This is a genomic window from Actibacterium sp. MT2.3-13A (genome assembly GCF_018139985.1).
Lineage (GTDB): Bacteria > Pseudomonadota > Alphaproteobacteria > Rhodobacterales > Rhodobacteraceae > JAGSOU01.
In genome coordinates this window covers 390,457-407,500 of the sequence record NZ_JAGSOU010000001.1, presented here as the reverse complement: position 1 = coordinate 407,500, position 17,044 = coordinate 390,457, and the positions used below count along the sequence as shown (strand labels likewise).

17 protein-coding genes and 1 tRNA gene (1 of these 18 cut by a window edge) are annotated in these 17,044 nt (G+C 68.2%); 6 read left to right on the top strand and 12 right to left on the bottom strand.

Annotation, left to right across the window (positions count from 1 at the left end; genetic code table 11):
* Both msrP and KCI33_RS02005 read right to left on the bottom strand, forming a co-directional pair.
* A protein-coding gene (gene msrP, locus KCI33_RS02010; protein ID WP_212523069.1) for a protein-methionine-sulfoxide reductase catalytic subunit MsrP crosses the window boundary here: on the bottom strand, nucleotides 1–196 show its beginning. Its footprint begins 725 nt before the window's first position; only the first 196 of its 921 coding nucleotides appear in the window; the start codon lies at nucleotides 194–196; its stop codon lies beyond the left edge, outside the window.
* A gap of 67 nt (nucleotides 197–263) precedes the next feature.
* Nucleotides 264–1,757, bottom strand: a complete 1,494-nt coding sequence (locus KCI33_RS02005; protein WP_212523068.1) for an FMN-binding glutamate synthase family protein — start codon at nucleotides 1,755–1,757, stop codon at nucleotides 264–266.
* A gap of 132 nt (nucleotides 1,758–1,889) precedes the next feature.
* Between KCI33_RS02005 and KCI33_RS02000 the strand changes: the two genes are divergently transcribed.
* Both KCI33_RS02000 and KCI33_RS01995 read left to right on the top strand, forming a co-directional pair.
* Nucleotides 1,890–2,330: a DUF302 domain-containing protein gene (locus tag KCI33_RS02000; RefSeq protein ID WP_212523067.1), complete on the top strand. Its 441-nt coding sequence runs from the start codon at nucleotides 1,890–1,892 to the stop codon at nucleotides 2,328–2,330.
* A gap of 182 nt (nucleotides 2,331–2,512) precedes the next feature.
* Nucleotides 2,513–3,001: a fasciclin domain-containing protein gene (locus KCI33_RS01995; protein WP_212523066.1), complete on the top strand. Its 489-nt coding sequence runs from the start codon at nucleotides 2,513–2,515 to the stop codon at nucleotides 2,999–3,001.
* Nucleotides 3,002–3,058: 57 nt separating this feature from the next.
* On the opposite strand, the gene clpB is transcribed toward KCI33_RS01995, so the two are convergent.
* From clpB to KCI33_RS01980, 3 genes are all read right to left on the bottom strand, one after another.
* Nucleotides 3,059–5,674: an ATP-dependent chaperone ClpB gene (clpB, locus tag KCI33_RS01990; RefSeq protein WP_212523065.1), complete on the bottom strand. Its 2,616-nt coding sequence runs from the start codon at nucleotides 5,672–5,674 to the stop codon at nucleotides 3,059–3,061.
* 129 nt (nucleotides 5,675–5,803) lie between these two features.
* Entirely contained in the window at nucleotides 5,804–6,532 is a 729-nt protein-coding gene (locus KCI33_RS01985) for a hypothetical protein (protein ID WP_212523064.1), read from the bottom strand.
* A gap of 9 nt (nucleotides 6,533–6,541) precedes the next feature.
* Nucleotides 6,542–7,270, bottom strand: a complete 729-nt coding sequence (locus tag KCI33_RS01980; protein WP_212523063.1) for a hypothetical protein — start codon at nucleotides 7,268–7,270, stop codon at nucleotides 6,542–6,544.
* Between the two features lie 127 nt (nucleotides 7,271–7,397).
* Here KCI33_RS01980 and pyrF point away from each other — a divergent pair, with 127 nt between their 5' ends.
* Nucleotides 7,398–8,093: an orotidine-5'-phosphate decarboxylase gene (gene pyrF, locus KCI33_RS01975; protein WP_212523062.1), complete on the top strand. Its 696-nt coding sequence runs from the start codon at nucleotides 7,398–7,400 to the stop codon at nucleotides 8,091–8,093.
* Here the strand turns inward: pyrF and KCI33_RS01970 are convergent.
* Nucleotides 8,090–8,356 (bottom strand): hypothetical protein, encoded by a 267-nt coding sequence (locus KCI33_RS01970; RefSeq protein WP_212523061.1) that lies wholly within the window; start codon nucleotides 8,354–8,356, stop codon nucleotides 8,090–8,092. The genes pyrF and KCI33_RS01970 overlap by 4 nt on opposite strands.
* The gene (locus tag KCI33_RS01965; RefSeq protein WP_212523060.1) at nucleotides 8,356–9,249 is read right to left on the bottom strand and encodes an SPFH domain-containing protein; all 894 of its coding nucleotides are present in this window, start codon (nucleotides 9,247–9,249) and stop codon (nucleotides 8,356–8,358) included. Before KCI33_RS01965 ends, KCI33_RS01970 begins: the two co-directional genes overlap by 1 nt.
* Nucleotides 9,250–9,370: 121 nt before the next feature.
* Here KCI33_RS01965 and KCI33_RS01960 point away from each other — a divergent pair, with 121 nt between their 5' ends.
* Complete coding sequence (locus tag KCI33_RS01960) at nucleotides 9,371–10,624, top strand: DNA polymerase IV (RefSeq protein WP_212523059.1); 1,254 nt, start codon at nucleotides 9,371–9,373, stop codon at nucleotides 10,622–10,624.
* Between the two features lies 1 nt (nucleotide 10,625).
* Here KCI33_RS01960 and KCI33_RS01955 read toward each other — a convergent pair whose 3' ends face one another.
* Nucleotides 10,626–11,483 carry an N-formylglutamate amidohydrolase gene (locus KCI33_RS01955; protein ID WP_212523058.1) on the bottom strand — a complete coding sequence of 286 codons (858 nt, stop codon included), beginning with the start codon at nucleotides 11,481–11,483 and terminating at the stop codon, nucleotides 10,626–10,628.
* Between the two features lie 150 nt (nucleotides 11,484–11,633).
* On the opposite strand from KCI33_RS01955, the gene KCI33_RS01950 reads away from it, so the two are divergent.
* Together KCI33_RS01950 and ykgO are read left to right on the top strand one after the other, a co-directional pair.
* Nucleotides 11,634–11,708: transfer RNA gene (locus KCI33_RS01950), tRNA-Val, on the top strand.
* A 62-nt stretch (nucleotides 11,709–11,770) separates the two neighbouring features.
* Nucleotides 11,771–11,896, top strand: a complete 126-nt coding sequence (gene ykgO, locus KCI33_RS01945) for a type B 50S ribosomal protein L36 (protein WP_010141322.1) — start codon at nucleotides 11,771–11,773, stop codon at nucleotides 11,894–11,896.
* A gap of 64 nt (nucleotides 11,897–11,960) precedes the next feature.
* Here ykgO and KCI33_RS01940 read toward each other — a convergent pair whose 3' ends face one another.
* The 4 genes from KCI33_RS01940 to KCI33_RS01925 form a co-directional block, all read right to left on the bottom strand.
* A complete protein-coding gene (locus tag KCI33_RS01940) occupies nucleotides 11,961–13,598 on the bottom strand; it encodes a peptidoglycan-binding protein (protein WP_212523057.1) in 1,638 nt (545 codons plus the stop codon).
* 82 nt (nucleotides 13,599–13,680) lie between these two features.
* Complete coding sequence (locus KCI33_RS01935; protein WP_212523056.1) at nucleotides 13,681–14,739, bottom strand: acyltransferase; 1,059 nt, start codon at nucleotides 14,737–14,739, stop codon at nucleotides 13,681–13,683.
* Nucleotides 14,740–14,875: 136 nt separating this feature from the next.
* Nucleotides 14,876–16,051, bottom strand: coding sequence for an AMP-binding protein (locus KCI33_RS01930; protein ID WP_212523055.1), 1,176 nt, complete (start codon nucleotides 16,049–16,051; stop codon nucleotides 14,876–14,878).
* A gap of 89 nt (nucleotides 16,052–16,140) precedes the next feature.
* Nucleotides 16,141–16,965, bottom strand: coding sequence for an ABC transporter ATP-binding protein (locus tag KCI33_RS01925; RefSeq protein ID WP_212523054.1), 825 nt, complete (start codon nucleotides 16,963–16,965; stop codon nucleotides 16,141–16,143).
* Between the last annotated feature and the right edge of the window lie 79 nt (nucleotides 16,966–17,044).

Below are 17,044 nucleotides of genomic sequence, written 5' to 3'. Positions count from 1 at the left end.
AGTAGTTGGTGATGTCATCGAGGCTGTTCGGCGCGGCATCGGTGGAATAGGGGCTGGGCTTCGCGCCGAGCCCGGCCAGCACCGGCGCCGGCAACGCGGCCAGCGCCGCCGCCCCGGCGATCAGCCGGCGCCGGTTCAGCCAGTCGGCCTTCGGCGTGATGTCCGAATGTTTCAGTCCGTTGCGATACCGTGCCATCTGCGCCTCCGCTGCTGTCCCCAGCATGATCTATTGCAAGCCACCGCGTCCGCCAAAGCAACTCCGCTCACGAATCCGTTTGCGCGCCGGTACGCGGGTAAACCTCGTTCATCGGCTTGGTCGAGCCGTCGGGCTGCACCAGCCGCACATGCCGGCGGCGCATCAGCCGCGGCTCGGCCACACCGACCGAATGCGCGATGGTCTCGACCTCGCCGATCACGCTGCGCGCGTAGTTGGCGACGCGCTTGTACTTGCTTTCCACCACCAGCCCCTTCTGCAGGCGCGGGTCGTGGGTGGTGATGCCGGTGGGGCAGGTGTTGCGGTTGCATTTCAGCGCCTGGATGCAGCCCAGCGCGAACATGAAGCCGCGCGCCGAGGTCACGAAATCGGCCCCCGCCGCGATCGCCCAGGCCACGTCGCCGGGATTGACCAGCTTGCCCGAAGCCACCAGCCGGATCCGGTCGTGAAAGCCATAATGGTCGCGCAGGTCCGACACCATCAGCATCGCCTCGCGGATCGGCATGCCCACCAGATCCATCAGCGGCATGGGCGAGGCGCCGGTGCCGCCCTCGCCGCCGTCGATGGTGATGAAGTCGGGCGCGCTTTCGGGGCCGCGCGCGCGGATCAGGCGGAACAGCTCATCAAAGGGTTCGGGCCCGCCGACCACGGTCTTGAATCCAACCGGCTTGCCCGTGACCTCGCGCAGATGCGCGATCACGTCCAGCAGGTCCTCGAAACTGTCGATATCGGGGAAGCGGTTGGGCGAATAGCTGTCCTGGCCCTGGGGGATGCCGCGGATCGCGGCGATCTCGGGGGTGATCTTGACCCCGGGCATGATGCCGCCCTTGCCGGGCTTGGCGCCCTGGGCAAGCTTCAGCTCGAACATCCTGACCTCGGGCTGCGCGGCCAGCGCGCGCAGCTTGTCGTCGTCGAAATTTCCGTTTTCGTCGCGCACCCCGTATTTCGCGGTGCCGATCTGGTAGACGATGTCGCAGCCGCCCGTCAGGTGATAGGGCGACAGCCCGCCCTCGCCGGTGTTGAGCCATATGTTGGCCTCCTTCGCGCCCTTCGACAGCGCCTCGACCGCCGGGCGCGAGATCGCGCCATAACTCATCCCCGAGACGTTGAAGATCGAGGGCGCGACGAAGGGCTCGCGGCAATAGGGACCGATCTGCATCGGCTCGGTCGCGGCGAACTGGTCGTCGATCGGCGGGAACGGCGCGTTCACGAAGATCGGCGTGCCCACGATGGTCAGGTTCCGGGTCGAGCCGAAGGCGATGGTGTTGCCCTTGCCCTGCGAGGCGCGGTTCACCCAGTCGCGCTGCGCCCGGTTGAACGGCATCTCCTCTCGGTCCATGGCGAAGAAATACTGGCGAAAGAATTCGCCCAGCGTGGTGAACAGGTGCCGGAACCGCCCGATCACCGGATAGTTGCGCCGGATTGCATCGCCGGTCTGGGTGCGGTCGATGATGAAGAGCACCACCGCGGTCAGCACCGCCACGATGATGATCAGGGTGAATCCCAGCGCCAGAAATTCCAGCGCGCGTCCTGCCCAGCTCATGCGTTTCCTTTCTTGCGGCTGCTACAATTTGACCTCAATCAAGGCGCTATTCACCCTATCGCTTACCTTGCTTGCGAAGCGAAACTGGAGCAACCCTCTCTAGCACTCGCACAGATCCAAGGGAGGAATTTCATGAAACTGACATTCGCCGCCGCAACCGTCGCCCTGCTCGCGGGGCCCGCCCTGGCAGAGGCCGTCACCTACACCACCGCGGATACCTTCGATGACGTCGTGTTCTCGCTGGAGACCGCGATCCAGGGCAAGGGCCTGGTGATCGACAGCGTCAGCCATACCGGCGACATGCTGGAACGCACCAAGGCCGATGTCGGCTCCGACAAGACGATCTTCATCAAGGCGGACATCTTCAGCTTCTGCTCGGCCGCGCTGTCGCGCAAGGTGATGGAGGCCGACTACATGAACGTGCAGTTCTGCCCCTATGACATCTTCGTCTTCGTCCGCCCCGAGGCGCCGGATGAGACCGTCGTCGGCTACCAGAGCTTCCCCGATGGCCCGATGAAAGAGGTCGAGGCGCTGCTCGACGAGATCGCGCGCGAGGCGGCGGGCGTCAAATAGGCTCACGAAGCGCTCACCGCCGATCAACTGATCTTGACTGGAAACGGCAAAGGGGCCGGGCTTAGGGCCCGGCCCTTCCGCGTCAAGCGGGCGGCGCGGAATTCTCCGGTCATCCGATCCGCCGCGGCCCGAGTATCTCCCGCGATGCCAGCACCGGCATCCGTCAAACCAGGAGATACCAGATGTTCCGCAGGACTTTTCTCTCGCTGACCACCGCCGCGCTGATGGCCGGCCCCGCGCTGGCCGGCGGCCATTCCAAGGATATCGTGGACACCGCCGTCGACGCGGGCCAGTTCGCCACGCTGGTCGCCGCCGTGCAGGCGGCAGGGCTGGCCGAGACGCTGAAGGGCGACGGCCCCTTCACCGTCTTCGCCCCCACCGACGCGGCCTTCGCCGCCCTGCCCGACGGCACGGTCGAGGACCTGCTGAAGCCCGAGAACAAGGATAAGCTCGCCGCGATCCTCACCTACCATGTGGTGCCGGGCAAGGTGATGTCGGGCGACCTGTCGGACGGCATGATGGCCGCCACCGCCGAAGGCTCGGAGGTCACGATCAAGACCATGGGCGGCGTCAAGGTGGACGGCGCCAATGTCGTGACCGCCGATATCGAGGCCAGCAACGGGGTGATCCACGTCATCGACGCCGTGATCATGCCGCCCTCGGCCATGTAAGAGCGCAACGAAAAAGGGCGCGGGAAGCCCCCGCGCCCTTTCCCTGGTCCTTGCGCCTCAGTGCACCACCGCATCCTCGGGCGGCTGCCGGTTCGAGGCGCCCACGCGGTCCCCGATCAGCAGACCCTCCGGCCCGGCGCTGACCGCGACGGTGTCGCCATCCTTCACATCGCCGGCCAGGATCATCTCGGCCAGCCGGTCCTGCAGCGCGCGCTGGATCACCCGCTTCAGCGGACGCGCGCCGAAGACCGGATCGTAGCCCTCGTCGGCCAGCCATTTGCGGGCGCCATCGTCCAGCTCCAGCGTGATGTTGCGGCCCGCCAGGCGCTTCTGCAAGCGCCGGATCTGGATCTCGACGATGCCATCCATGTCGCCCCGGCTCAGCCGGTCGAAGATGATGGTCTCGTCCAGGCGGTTCAGGAACTCGGGGCGGAAATGCGCCCGCACCGCATCCATCACGTCGCGCTTGGCCGCCGAGCTGTCGGCGCCTTCGGGCAGCTGGCTCAGCGCCTGGGAACCGAGGTTCGAGGTCAGCACGATCAGCGTCTGCTTGAAGTCCACCGTGCGGCCCTGGCCATCGGTCAGAACGCCGTCATCGAGCACCTGCAACAGAACGTTGAACACGTCCGGGTGGGCCTTTTCGACCTCGTCGAACAGCACCACCTGATAGGGGCGCCGGCGCACGGCCTCGGTCAGCACGCCGCCCTCGTCATAGCCGACATAGCCCGGAGGCGCGCCGATCAGGCGGGCGACCGCATGCTTCTCCATGAATTCCGACATGTCGATGCGGACCATCGCGCTGTCGTCGTCGAACAGATACTCGGCCACGGCCTTGGTGAGTTCCGTCTTGCCGACGCCGGTCGGGCCGAGGAACAGGAACGAGCCCAGCGGCCGGTTCTCGTCGTTCAGCCCCGCGCGCGCGCGGCGCACGGCGTTGGCGACGGCGGTGACGGCGGGTTTCTGGCCGATCACGCGGCGGCCCAGTTCCTCTTCCATGCGCAAGAGCTTCTCGCGCTCGCCCTCCAGCATCTTGGAGGTCGGGATGCCCGTCCAGCGCTCCACGACCTGCGCGATCTGCTCGGGCCGCACGGCCTCTTCGACCATCAGTTCGTCCTCGGCCTCCTCGGCCTCGGCCAGCTTTTTCTCCAGCCCGGGGATGACGCCGTAGGACAGCTCGCCGGCGCGGGCCAGGTTACCCTCGCGCTTGGCCGCGTCGAGCTCGGCGCGCGCCCGGTCGAGCTGTTCCTTCAGCTCGCGCGCGCCTTCCAGCTTGTCGCGCTCGGCCTGCCACTTGGCGGTCATCGCGGCCGATTGCTGCTGCAGGTTCGACAGTTCCTCCTCCAGCCTGGCCAGCCGGTCGCGGGAGGCCGCATCATCCTCTTTCTTCAGCGCCTCAGCCTCGATCTGCATCTGCAGGATCTGCCGGTCGAGCTGATCCAGCTCCTCGGGCTTGCTGTCCACCTCCATCCGCAGCCGGCTCGCCGCCTCGTCCACGAGGTCGATCGCCTTGTCGGGCAGGAAGCGGTCGGTGATGTAGCGGTGGCTCAGCGTCGCCGCCGCCACCAGCGCCGAGTCGGAGATCCGCACGCCGTGGTGCAGCTCATATTTTTCCTTGATGCCGCGCAGGATCGAGACGGTGTCCTCCACCGTCGGCTCGTCCACCATCACCGGCTGGAAGCGCCGCGCCAGCGCCGCGTCCTTCTCCACATGCTTGCGGTATTCATCCAGCGTGGTGGCGCCGATGCAGTGCAACTCGCCGCGCGCCAGCGCGGGCTTGATCAGGTTGGCCGCGTCCATCGCGCCGTCGGTCTTGCCGGCGCCGACCAGCGTGTGCATCTCGTCGATGAAAAGGACGATCTCGCCGGCGGCGGCCTCGATCTCCTTCAGGATGGCCTTCAGCCGCTCCTCGAACTCACCGCGGTATTTCGCGCCGGCAATCAGCGCGCCCATGTCCAGCGCCATCAGCCGCTTGTTCTTCAGGCTTTCGGGCACATCGCCATTGATGATCCGCAGCGCGAGGCCCTCGGCGATCGCGGTCTTGCCGACGCCCGGCTCGCCGATCAGCACCGGGTTGTTCTTGGTCCGGCGCGACAGCACCTGCATGGCGCGGCGGATCTCCTCGTCGCGGCCGATGATCGGGTCGATCTTGCCCTCCCGGGCGGCCTCGGTCAGGTCGCGGGCGTATTTCTTCAGCGCGTCATAGCCTTCCTCGGCCGAGGCGCTGTCGGCGGTGCGGCCCTTGCGGATGTCGTTGATCGCGGCGTTCAGGTTCTGCGCGGTCACGGCGCCGGCATCCAGCGCGTCCTTGGCCTTGGACTTCACCACGGCCAGCGCGGTCAGGATGCGTTCGACCGGCACGAAGCTGTCGCCGGCCTTCTTGGCGATCTTCTCGGCCTCATCCAGCACGCGGGCGGTGGCCGGGTCCATGTAGACCTGCCCGGCGTCGCCGGTCACTTTCGGCATCTTGGCAAGCGCCACCTCCAGCGCCTCGACCACGCGCTCGGGCGCGCCGCCGGCACGTTTGATCAGGTTGCTTGCCAGCCCCTGCTCGTCATCCATCAATGCCTTGAGAAGGTGTTCGGGGGCCAGTCGCTGGTGGCTTTCCCGCATGGCGATCGTCTGGGCAGCTTGCACAAAACCGCGCGACCGCTCGGTGAACTTTTCGAAGTTCATCGCTCTCTCCTTTTTCAAGCGCCCGGTTGCGTCGGGATGCCCGCCTCGCGGCACATCCCTTTTTTCGGGCCTCGGTAAGGATTTGGAGGGCGCCCCGCGCGGTTTCAACCCAGAGGGGCGGCATTTTTGCTACAGCCAGTAGCGCAGCCGTTCCAGCCAGCCCGGCGCGCCCGTGTCGCGCGGGTGATAGCGGTCGAGCAGGCGCAGTTCGTCCGCGCTCAGCCTGTGGCGCAGGAACCGCCAGACGCGATCCTTCTCCCACTCGGCCAGCTTTTTCTGGTGAAAGCTGAAATCCGTGGGCCGGTCGCGGGTCTGCGAGCCGCCGCCCACCGCCTGCTTGGTGTCATACATCGCCCGGCTTTTCGCGCCCAGTTCCGCCCAGCGCGCGGCGATCTCCCCGCGCGACGGCGCCACGCGCCCTGGCGCGGGGGTGATTTGCAGAAACTCCAGCAGATCGGCCATGGCGCCGGGATCGGCCACCAGATCCTCGTAATAGAACACTGCCTTTTCCGCCCGGGCGAGCGTGTGGAACCGGATGTTCCCGGCATAGAATCGGAAATCCCAGAACCGTTTTCCCGCCGACCGAACGAAGGTCTCCAGCGGGTCGCGCAGGATCAGCGCCACCCGGTCGCCCTCCGTCTGCGCCGGATCGACATAGCGCCACAGGCCGTCTTTGCGGCGCATCGGCCAGCGCGACCAGTTCAGCGCGTCATGCGAACGCAGGAACGCCTCGCCCGGGACATCCGCCCGGTCGATCAGCGAGGTCTTGCCCGGCGTGCGCCGGCCGTAGAATTCCTCGGTGCAGAAGCGCAGCCAGTTCATGCCGCTGCGCGGGGCCGAGATCACGAAACTGGTCATCGCTCGCCCTCACACCAGGTCGGTCAGCCAGGACAGCGGCCCGCCGTGCCTGATCCGCGCCGGCGGGTCGTAGCGCTCCAGCAGCGCGAATTCCTCCGCCGTCAGCGTGCGCTTGAGGAAGCGCCAGGCGCGGGCCTTGTGCCAGTCGCTCAGCCCCTTCTGGTGGTAGCGGAAATTCAGCGGCTCGGCCTTGGTCTGCGCGCCGCCGCCCCGGCTCTGCCGCTTGTCGTAGGAGGCGCGGCTTTCCTCGCCCAGCGCGTCCCAGCGCGCCCGGATCTCCTCGACCGTCGGCGCCGTGCGTCCCGGCGCGGGCTGGATGTCCAGGAAAGTCATCAGATCGGCCATCGCCTCGGGCGAGGACACCAGGTCGTCGTAGTAGAACACGCGCTTATGCTCAGCCACGGCGCGGGTGTAGAACTGGATATTGCCGGTGAAGCGGCGGAACCGGCGCAGCCGCTTCTTGGCCATCCGCACATAGGTCTCCAGAGGGTCGCGCAGGATCACCGCGATACGGTCGCCCTCGGTTTTGGCCGGATCGATATAGAGCCACGCGCCCTCGGCATGGCGGCTGCGGGTCAGGCTGAGCGCATCATGCGAGCGCAGGAAGGCGGGCACGGGGCACTCCTCCTCGGAGATCAGCACCGTCTTGCCCGGGGTGCGCACGCCATAAAGGGCCTCGACGCAATAGCGCAGCCAGTTCATGCCGCTGCGCGGCGCGGAAACCACATAAGATGTCATGCACGCCCCTCATTCAGCCTTCCCTGACGTTTCCTAGTGCATCGCGTGCGCCCCTGCAAACACGGCAATGATCTTGCCGCAGGCCCGTCCGCCCGCTACACCCCCCACAGCAAAGCCGGAGGCCCCCATGACCCAATCCGATGACCGACTGATCGTTGCCCTCGACGTGCCCCACGCCGTGGCCGGGCTGGAACTGGCCAACCGGCTGGGCGATGCGGTGTCCTTCTACAAGATCGGGCTGGGGATGCTGACAGGCGGCGGGCTGGCGCTGGCGCAGGAGTTGAAGGACGAGCACGGCAAGCGCGTCTTTCTCGACATGAAGCTCTTCGACATCGGCGCCACGGTGGAAAAGGCGGTGCGCGGGCTGGTGCAGTTCGACCTCGATTTCCTGACCGTGCACGGCGACCCGCATGTGGTGCGCGCCGCCGCCGAGGGCAAGGCCGGCTCACACACCAAGATCCTCGCCGTCACCATCCTGACCTCGCTCGACCGCGCCGATCTCGACGCCAGCCTGATCAAGCCCGGCGAGGTGCAGGAGATCGTGCTGGAACGCGCCGCCCGCGCCTTCGAGGCGGGGGCCGACGGGGTGATCGCCTCGCCGCAGGAGGCCGCGCTGATCCGCGCCCTGCCGCAGGCCGCCGACCGGCTGATCGTCACCCCCGGCGTGCGCCCCGCAGGCGCCGCCCTGGGCGACCAGAAACGCGTGGCCACCCCAGCGCAGGCGATCGCCGACGGCGCCGACCATATCGTGGTGGGCCGCCCGATCTGGCAGGCCGAGGACCCGCGCGCCGCGGCGCAGGCGGTGATCGCCGAGCTGCCCTAATCCTCGTTGATGTCGCGGTCCCAGATCTTCACCTGGCCCTTGCGGATGCCGAAGGCCCGGCGCAGCCCCAGCCAGGAGATCAGCGAGACCACCGCGAAGATCAGCAACAGCCACGGCAGCGACGGGCTCAGCCCAACCGCCAGCAGCAGGCCGGTCAGCGCCGCGCCCAGCGCGAAGCCGAGGAACACGAAGCCCGGCGCGAAGATTTCAAGGATGCCCAGCGCCACCGCGCCCGCCATCCAAACCCACCACAGCGCCCACATCAGCCACGCCCCTTCAGCAGCTTGAACGCATCCCCGAATGCCTCAAGCGCATGGGCCGGCACGACGATCGTCTGCTTGCCCGCGCCCTGGCCCACGGCGGTCAGCGCCTCGACCTGTTTCAGCGCGACCTGGTATTGCGCCGCCTCGATGCCGTTCTCGGCGATGGCCTTGGCGACCACTTCGGTCGCATAGGCCTCGGCCTCGGCGGTGATGCGGCGGGCCTTGGCCTCCTGCTCGGCGGCGTAGAGCTGGGCGTCGGCGGCCAGTTCGACCGCGCGTTTCCGGCCCTCGGCCTCAGTCACCTGGGCACGGCGCGCACGCTCGGCGTTGAGCTGCTGGAGCATCGCATCGCGGGTGGCCTGGTCGAGGTTCACGTCCAGGATTTCGGCGCGTGTCACCTCGATCCCCCAGGCATCGACCGCATCCTCGACCGATTCCTTGATGGTGGAGATCAGCTGCGCGCGGTTCGACTGCACCTCGTCGAGGTCCATCTTGCCGATCTCGGCGCGCACGATGCCGGCGACGGTGGTGGCGATGGCGGCATCCACGTCGCGGATGCGGTAGACGGTCTTTTCCGGCTCTATGATGCGGTAGAAGACCGAGGTTTCCACCTGCACCAGCACGTTGTCCTTGGTGATCGCGTCCTGGCTGGCGGTGGGCAGCTGACGCTCGAGGATCGAAATCTTGTGCGCCACCCGGTCGAGGAAGGGCACGATCAGGTTGATCCCCGGCCCAAGGACCGCGCGCAGCCGGCCGAAGCGTTCGACAACGTATTTCTCGGACTGCGGCACGATCCGCACGCCGAGAAATACGCTGAGTATGATGAAGGCCGCCAGCAGCAGGATCACGAGGTTGCCGCCGATCAGCTGCGAAAGCGTGTTGTCACTATCCATGTTCGGCATTCCCTAAACAGTCACCGGCACTATGCCCCCCGGTCCGCCCCTTGCAAAGCCCCTCCCCTTGCCGCAGAGCGCCATCCGCGCCACCATTGGCGCCTGACCCCGGAGCCCCGAGATGCCCGCCCTCTGCCGCGATTGCCTGACGCCCTTCGATGACGGTGCCCGCTGCCCGGCCTGCCGCAGCCCGCGGGTGATCGCGCATCCCGAGCTGTTCGATCTTTCCATCGCGCATATGGATTGCGACGCCTTCTACGCCAGCGTGGAAAAGCGCGACAATCCCGAGTTGCGCGACAAGCCGGTGATCGTCGGCGGCGGGCGGCGCGGCGTGGTATCCACCGCCTGCTACATCGCGCGGATCAGGGGGGTGCGCTCCGCCATGCCGATGTTCCAGGCGCTGAAGCTCTGCCCCGAGGCGGTGGTGATCCGGCCGCGCGGCGACCACTACGCCGCCGTCTCGCGCCAGATCCGCGCCATGATGGACGAGCTGACCCCGGCGATCGAGCCTCTGTCGCTCGACGAGGCGTTCCTCGACCTCACCGGCACCGCGAAGCTGCACCACGCGCCGCCGGCGGTGATGCTGGCGCGGCTGGTCAAACGGATGGAGGAGGAGCTCGGCCTGTCGGGCTCCATCGGGCTCAGCCACAACAAGTTCCTCGCCAAGATCGCCTCCGACCTCGACAAGCCGCGCGGATTCTCGGTGATCGGGCAGGCCGAGACGCCGGACTTCCTGGCCGGGAAACCCCTGGGCATGATCTGGGGCGTGGGCGCGGCGGGGCAGGCCGCGCTGGAGCGCGCCGGCATCCGCACCTTCGCCGACCTGCGCCGGTGGGAGCGCGCCGATCTCGAAGCGCGATTCGGCGCGATGGGCGGGCGGCTCTATCACCTCGCCCGCGGCGAGGATCACCGCCGCGTCACCCCGAATGCGCCGATGAAGAGCATCTCGAACGAGACGACGTTCTTCGAGGACACGGGCGACGCGGAGATCCTCGACGGCCATCTCTGGCGGCTGTCGGAAAAGGTCTCCGACCGGGCCAAGGCCAAGGGGCTGGCGGGCCGTGTGGTGGTGCTGAAGCTCAAGCGCGCGAATCACAGCCTGATCACGCGCCGCACCTCGCTGCGCGACTCCACGCAGATGGCCGACCGGCTGTATCAGACCGCGCGCGGGCTTTTCGATCAGCTCGGCGATCCCGGCCCGTTCCGCCTGATCGGCGTGGGGCTTTCCGATCTCACCGGGGCCGAGACCGCCGACCGCTCGGCCGACCTTCTCGATCCGCAGGCGGCGACCCGCGCCGGGGCCGAGCGCGCCAGTGACGCGATTCGCCGCAAATTCGGGGCCGATGCGATCCTGAAGGGGCGCGCGCTGCGCTAGGTCATTGCGCGGCCAGAGGCATGTCCGAGCTGCCGATCGCCGCGATCTCGGAAATCACCGAGGTGATCACCCGCTTGAAGGACTCGAAATCGGGGCTCGGGCGCACCCGCGCCTCGTCCATGTAGAGCGCGCGGTTGATCTCCACCTGCACCACATGCTGGCCCTGCGAGGGGCGGCCGTAATGCTGGGTGATATAGGCCCCGGCAAAGGGCGCGTTGCGCACCACCCGCAGCCCGGCGGCGGCAAAGGCGGCCTCGATCCGGTCCACCACGTCGGCATGGGCCGCGGCGCCGAATCGGTCGCCCAGCACAACGTCGGGGCGCGCGCCCGCCTTGCCCGCGGCGCCGACCGCCTCGTGCGGCATGGAATGGCAGTCGATCAGGATCGCCTCGCCGAAGGCGGCGTGGCTTTCCACCAGCAGCCCCTGCAGGGCCGCGTGATAGGGCTCCCAGACGGAGGTGAGCCGCGCCTGCGCCTCCTCCAGCGTGATCTTGCCGCGCTGGATCACCCGGCCATTGGCCACCACGCGCGGAATCACCCCCAGCCCGGAACTGACGCGCGGGTTGTGGCCGGCCTTCCGCACGCCCTCGATCAGCGCCGGGTCCAGCTCGTCGGGGCTGCGGTTGAGATCGACATAGGCGCGCGGCGCGTTCGCCGCGAGCAGCGGCGCGCCCAGCGCCGGCGCGTCCGAGAACAGCAGATCGACGAAGGCATCCTCGGACGAGCGCACCGATACCTCGTCCAGCATCGAGCGGCGCAGGAACGCGAGCGGGTAGTCGCGCCCGCTGTGGGGCGAGGAAAACATCACGCTGGTGGTTCTGGCCTTGGGCCGGATCAGGCGGTAGGGATCGGTCGTCATGCGGCTTCCTTTACAGAAACGTTATAGACGCAATTTTTTACCTGCCAAAAGCCCTTGAACCCTCCTCCGACTCCTTTTATAGACCTGCGAGCCGACGCGGTCCCGCCGCGTCCTATTTTGTTTGGGATAGCGGGGTTGCACTGGTCACATGGGCGCGTAGCTCAGCGGTAGAGCACTTCGTTGACATCGAAGGGGTCACTGGTTCGATCCCAGTCGTGCCCACCATGTGACCTCGGACGAAACGTTAACCCAGGCGCCCGCCGCGCCGCGAAATGAGGAGAAGACCCATGAAGGTCCGTAACTCGCTCCGCTCGCTGAAGCAGCGTCACCGCGACTGCCGCGTCGTGCGCCGCAAGGGCCGTGTCTACGTCATTAACAAGACGCAGCGTCGGTTCAAAGCCCGTCAGGGCTGATTTCAGCACCAGCTGATCCGAAAAGGGCCGCCCGGAGAGATCCGGGCGGCCCTTTCGCTTGCGACTATTGCTGCGCCTGCCCGGCCAGCAGCCGCACCATGGTGGCCCGGTCGGCATAGCCGGTGACGGTCAGGCCGTTGGCGCGCTGGAACTGCCGCAGCGCACGGCGGGTCCGGGCGTCGAAGGTGCCGTCCTGCGGGCCCGGCTCGTAGCCCTGCGCCGCCAGCCCGCGCTCCACCGCCAGCCTCAGCGGCGGCAGCCCGGTCAGAAGCGCCTCCTGCTGGCGCGCAGCCTCCACCGCCTCGCGGTCGACCTCGGCGCGGTCCAGCGCGTCGATCCGGTTGCGGGCCTGCTCGGCAAAGGCGCCCTCGGGATACTCCTGCAGGTAGCGCCGGTATGCAGCCCGGGTATCCGCGGCGGTGGCGCGGTCCCAGGCGGCGCGGTCTGCGGCTCGGGCCTCCTCGCGCTTGCGCCGCTCGATCTCGGTCAGCTGCCGGTTGGCCTGCTCCGCGAACAGCCCGTCGGGATAGCGCGCCAGGTAGTCCAGCAGCCCCGCCTCGGTGCCGGCTGCCCCGGTGCGCGCCCAATAGGCGCGGTCGTCGCGCTCCAGTTGCGCGCGGCGCGCCCGGGCCTCTTCCTGGAGCACCCGGTTGCGCTCCGCCGCCTGCTGGCGCAGGCGGGTGATCTGGCCGACGGTCAGGTAGGAGGTGGCCTCCTCCCGGTTCTCCCGCTGCCAGGCGGCGATCGAGGCGCGCGTGCTGCGCCCGAAAATGCCGTCGATGCCGCCGGTGTCATAGCCCAGAACGGACAGGTCGCGCTGAATGGCGCGCCGCTGTTCGAGCGCCAGGCCCAGCGCCTCCTCGCCCGCTTGGGCGGCATCGCCGCGCGAGGTTTCCAGCTCGGCCAGGCGCTGGCGCGCCAGCGCCGCGAAGGCCCCGCCGGGATAGCGCTCGAGATAGCCGCGATAGGCATCCTCGGTGCCGAGGATATCGACGGTGCGCCAGAAATCGCGCTCGGTCAGACCCTCGTCGCCCTGACCCCTCGGCAGGAAGGGCACGCCGCGCGGCACGAAGCCGCGCCCCTCCACGGCCTTGGGCGCGGTGGCAAGGAAGGCGCCGACGCTGCGCCCGGGCTGCAACAGCTCATCGGCCACGATCGGCAGCAGATCGTCCCAGCGCCCGCTCAGCAGGCTTACGCCCTGCGGCACGGGCAGCGCGCCCAGCCCCGCGGCGAGGCCATCGCCGGGCGCCGGGGCATCGGGCAGGCTGGCCACCAGCATCACGGCCTCTCCCTGCTTGTCCTCCAGCATCCGCAGCAGCGCGCCCAGCGCGACGCCGTGGCCGCCGATGGCCAGCGCGTCCGGGCTCTGCGCGTAGCGGGCGACCAGCCAGGCCTCCGGCCCGGCACTGACGATGTCGCCCTGCACCAGCACCAGCACCCGGTCCGCCGCGTCAAGTGTCCCGGCAAAGCGGCGCACCCCCTCCCAGGCTTCCGCGGCGGCGGCGTTGGTGATGCGGCTGACCTCGAATCCCCGCTGGCGCAACCGCTGCGCCAGCGCATCGGCCGCCGCCGCCGCCCGCGGCGCGGAGCGGTCGGGATAGTCGGTGTTCGACAGCAGAAGCGCGACGTCGCCCGCCAGCGCCGGCACCGGCGCCAGCAGCAGCGCGCCGATTGCCGCGGCGGATTTGAGCACTGACCTCATCGGGTTCTCCCTTGACCGTAGATCTGAACCCCCACAGCATCCGCGAATTCCCCGGCATTGAGAACCCCGCAACCGGGGCGGCTCAGGGTCGGGAGGCGGCTTCCCGCCGGCGCAGGGCGCCGCGCGCACGGCGCTGGAGCGCCTGCTCCGGGCCGCGCATCACCGCCCAGGAGGTCAGGATGATCAGCGCCAGCACGCCTGCCAGAACTACCCCCCGGTGGGGATGCTGCGCGGCCAGCCAGGGCGTGGCATACATCCCCAGCGTGAAATGGCACAGATAGAGCGGATAGGTCATCAATCCCAGTTGCCGGATGACCGATGCCCGGCCGGGGCGGCTCAGCCCGCCATCCCAGCGCAGGCTGACCAGCATCAGGGCCACGCCCCCGCTCCAGGCCAGCGCAGGCAGGAGCAGCGCCTTGCCCTCGGGCACCTGCGACTCCAGCTGCACGACCCCCGTCGCGGCGAACAGCCCCGCCGTCGCCAGCCGCGCCTGGCTGCGCCCCTCCGAGTGCATCGCCCAGATCAGCATGCCAAGGGCGAAGAACACCCCGTGGCGGAGCAACAGCACATCGAAATGGAATCGCCCGAACAGATCGGTCCCGACGCCGGCCTGAAGCAGCAGGAACAGCGTGCTCGCCCCGCCCAGCGCATAGGCCAGCCGGTCGAACCGCAGATCCGCTCCGCGCCACGCCAGCATCGCCGCGATCAGGCCGTAGAACGCCGCCTCGACCACCAGCGTCCAGATCACGCCGTCGATATGGGGTCCCCATGGCGACAGGATTACCGAACGGGAAAAATCCCCCATCAGCGCGCCCAGCGGCTCGCCCCAGGCGGCGCGGACGGCCAGCGCGATCAGCGATGCAGCCCAGAGCGCCGGAAAGACGCGAATCGCCCGCCGCAAGAGAAAGGCACCCGCGCGCGCGCCCTTGGCGCTGGCGGCGATCACGAAACCCGAAATGACGAAAAAGATCTGGACGCCCACCCAGCCGAACCAGCCATAGGGGGCAAGCCAGTCGAAGGCGGCCGCCGGGCGCTGCGCCGGGAACTCAGGCGCGGACCAGCCGAAGGCCTGCAGATGGAAAACCACCACCAGGATCGCCGCGCACCAGCGCAGTAGGTCGATCCCGAAATAATGGCCCATTGCCGCCCTCGGCTCACCGCAATACTCGCGGGCACACACGCAACTGCTATGCGCCCAATCTCGCCCGAAGCGCCGCCCGGATCAACCTGACCTTTTGTACAGGTTTTCGGCCTACCGCATGCCGTGTGGCGCCCGGTCAGTCATAGATCCGCTGATCGTCGATCACCTTGCCGTCCCTGGGCAGGCTGCCGGGGGTCACGATCTCGATCCGGCCCTTCAGCTTCAACAGCTCGGCCACCGAGGCGGCATAGGGCGAGGGGTCGCCCTCCGGGCTTTCCACCTGCACGGTCATCACATCCATCTCGCCCTCGCGGCTGGCAATGACCCGGGCCCTTGAGACCTCCGCGTGCCGGGCGACGAAGGCAGCCACCTGCTCGGGGCGCACGAACATGCCCTTGATCTTGGTGGTCTGGTCGGCCCGGCCCATCCAGCCCTTGATCCGCATGTTGGTGCGGCCGCAGGGGCTGACGCCCGGCAGCACGGCGCTGAGATCGCCGGTGGCGAATCGGATCAGCGGGTAATCGGGGTTCAGCGTGGTGACCACCACCTCGCCGACCTCGCCGGGCGCCACCGGGTCGCCCGTGCCCGGGGTCACGATCTCCACGATCACGCCCTCGTCCACGATCATCCCCTCCATCGCCTCCGATTCGTAGGCGATGTTGCCGATATCGGCGGTGGCATAGCATTGCAGGCAGAAAATGCCGCGGTCGGCATATTCCTGTCGCAGGCTGGGGAACAGCGCTCCGCCGCCCACCGCCGCGCGGGTGATGCGGCTCAGGTCCAGCCCCAGTTCCGCGCCCTTGTCGAGGATCACCTTCAGATAGTCGGGCGTGCCGGCATAGGCGGTCACGCCCACGTCATGGGCGGCGCGCGCCTGCAACTCGGTCTGGCCGGTGCCGGCGGGCAGCACCGCCGCCCCCACCGCCCGCGCCCCGTTCTCGAAGATCATACCGGCGGGCGTCAGGTGATAGCCGAAACAGTTCTGCACGATGTCGCCGGGACCCACGCCGCAGGCGTGCAGGAAACGGCCCATCCGCCACCAGTCGTGGCTGATCCCGCCCGGCTCGTAGATCGGCCCGGGCGACTGGAAGACATGGGCCAGGTTGCTGACCGGCAGCCCGCCGAAGGGCGGCTGCGCCTTCTGCCGCTCCACCAGTTCCGACTTGCGCAGCACCGGAAGCGCGGCCAACCCGCCGAGATCGCTGACCGGCGCCAGCCCGTTGCGGGCCAGCCGGTCGTTCAGCGCCTCCAGCTGGGCGGCTTCGCGCGCATCCGCCGAGCGCGTTTCAAGTTCGTCAAAATGCGCTTTCATATCTCTGTCGCTCTTCATCAAATTCCAGGGCCCCGGTCACCGGAATCGGGCGTGACCGCGGCCAGCGATCGCGGAAATCCGCGATCATCTCAGCTCAGCCACCGCTTGCGGCGGCGATAGGACCGCACGTCGCGAAAGCTCTTGCGCCCCTCCTCCGAAACGCCAAGGTAGAACTCCTTCACATCCGGGTTCTCGCGCAGCTCGGCCGCCGGGCCGTCCATCACGATGCGCCCCGATTCCAGGATGTAGCCGTAATGCGCGTAGCGCAGCGCCACGTTGGTGTTCTGCTCGGCCAGAAGGAAGCTCACGCCCTCGTTCTCGTTCACCGATTTCACGATCTCGAAGATCTGCTCCACCAGCTGCGGCGCCAGGCCCATGCTGGGCTCGTCCAGCAGGATGGTCTCCGGCCGGCTCATCAGGGCGCGCCCGATGGCGCACATCTGCTGCTCGCCGCCCGAGGTATAGCCCGCCTGGCTCTTGCGCCGCTCCTTCAGCCGCGGGAAATAGGTGTAGACCATCTCCAGGTCGGCCTCGATGGCGGCCTTGCCATCGGTGCGCGTATAGGCGCCGGTCAGCAGGTTCTCCTCGACGGTCAGGTGCTCGAAGCAATGCCGCCCTTCCATCACCTGGATCACGCCGCGCTTCACCAGCTCGGAGGGCGCCTCGTCCTGCACCCGCTCGCCGCGATAGAGGATCGAGCCCTTGGTCACCTCGCCGCGCTCGCTGCGCAGCAGGTTGGAGATCGCCTTCAGCGTGGTCGTCTTGCCCGCGCCGTTGCCCCCCAGAAGCGCCGTGATCCCGCCCCGCGGCACACGCAGGCTCACGCCCTTCAGCACGAGGATCACATGGTTGTAGATCACCTCGATATTGTTGACCTCCAAGAGGGTCTCGTCCCGGGGTTCCGCATCAAACATGCCCTGTCACCTTCTCCTAGGCGTGGAGGGGCCGGCGCGCGCGCCCCCTTCTTCTTGGCAGAAATACTCATGGCTCCCC